The organism is Rhodococcus sp. NPDC076796, assembly GCF_040702765.1.
In the GTDB taxonomy this organism is placed as follows: Bacteria; Actinomycetota; Actinomycetes; order Mycobacteriales; family Mycobacteriaceae; genus Rhodococcoides.
This window is the reverse complement of the sequence record NZ_JBFBMS010000023.1, coordinates 4,781-6,355: the sequence shown is the minus strand read 5'-3', so window position 1 is coordinate 6,355 and position 1,575 is coordinate 4,781. Positions and strand designations below refer to the sequence as shown.

Sequence of the window (1,575 nt, the reverse complement as noted above, 5' to 3'; positions counted from 1 at the left end):
CTTAGCAAGATCCCCATTACTCGCCGCCTCGCTCGGTGGTCGGTCTACTGGGGCGCAGAGAGCCTGGCCTTCGGGCTCAACGGCCACTCCAACCTTATGCGACCAATCGAAAAGGTGGCGAAATGGAACATCGAGCGTTCTATCACCGACCCCGAGCTACGCCGGAAGCTGATGCCGTCCTACCGCATCGGATGCAAGCGCATCCTGGGATCGAACGACTACTACCCTGCGCTCGCCGCCCCCAACACGACAGTGATCAGCGATCGGATCGAAAAGATCACTGCCGATTCGATCGTCACCCCTGACGGCGTGTCACACCCTGTGGATGTGATCATTTACGCCACAGGGTTCCATGTCACGGACGGGTTCGATCAACTCGCGCTCAAGGGCGCTCGGGGCGAGGACTTGCCGTCGCACTGGCACCGGACGGGCATCAATACCCACCTCGGCATCACCACCGAGGGCTTCCCGAACCTGTTCTTCCTGCTCGGACCTAACACGGGTCTTGGGCACAACTCTGTCGTGTTCATGATCGAGCAGCAGATCAAGTACATCATGAAGGCCATCGACGCCGTCGACAGTCGAGGTGCGGAGCGTGTTGATGTGCGGGCCGAGGTTCAAGAACACTTCAACAAGAGCATCCAACACAAGCTCGCCAAGGGCGTGTGGACCAACGGCGGATGTACGAGTTGGTATCTGGACTCGCAAGGTGTCAACCGTACGGTGTGGCCCGGGTTCACCTGGCAGTACTGGCGAGCGACGAAAGACTTCGAGCCCGCCGAGTACGAGATCGCCTGACAATCCAACCGTAGGTCATCGAGAAGTGAGTATCCGACAGTGAGTAGTTCGACAGCAGGCAATTACGCGACCCAGGTCGCAGTCGTCACGGGAGCCGCCTCAGGGATCGGTCGGTCCCTTGCCCTCCAACTGGCCGAACGCGGGGCCAGCCTTGCCTTGTCCGACGTCGACGAAGTGCATCTCGAGGAGACGGCGGACATGTGCCGTACCGCGCATCGTGCGACCGTGGAGACCGCGGTGTTGGACGTGGCAGATCGTGCTGCGTTCCAGGTTTACGCAGAGAGCGTGCAGTCGTCTTTCGGGCGCGTCAACATGGTGTTCAACAATGCCGGCGTCGCCCTCGGCGCCGACGTTGTCGACATGTCCTGGGAGGATTTCGACTGGCTGATGGGCATCAACTTCGGTGGTGTCGTCAACGGGACCAAGGCGTTCCTGCCTTATCTGATCGCCTCTGGTGATGGTCATCTGGTAAACACCTCCAGCGTCTTCGGTCTGGTCGGGATCCCCAGTCAAAGCGCTTACAACGCCGCGAAGTTCGGTGTGCGTGGCTTCACCGAAGCGCTTCGGCAAGAGATGAAAATCAGTCGGCATCCGGTCACGGTGACATGCGTTCACCCCGGCGGCGTCAAGACTAATATCGTCAACAACGCTCGTGGTGTATCCGATATGGGGGCAGATACCGCCACCATTGCCTCGATGTTCAACAACATCGCCAGGACCACTCCGGAGAAAGCTGCGTGCGCCATCCTCAAGGGAATGGACAAGAAGAAGCCCCGT

1 protein-coding gene and 1 pseudogene are annotated in these 1,575 nt (G+C 59.6%); both read left to right on the top strand.

Annotated features, from left to right (window positions below; all coding sequences use genetic code 11):
- Positions 1-798: pseudogene (locus AB0366_RS26835) on the top strand (4-hydroxyacetophenone monooxygenase); the annotation flags it as partial.
- Between the two features lie 39 nt (positions 799-837).
- Positions 838-1,575 (top strand): SDR family oxidoreductase (locus AB0366_RS26830; RefSeq protein ID WP_366246597.1); only part of this gene is annotated, 738 nt, incomplete at its 3' end.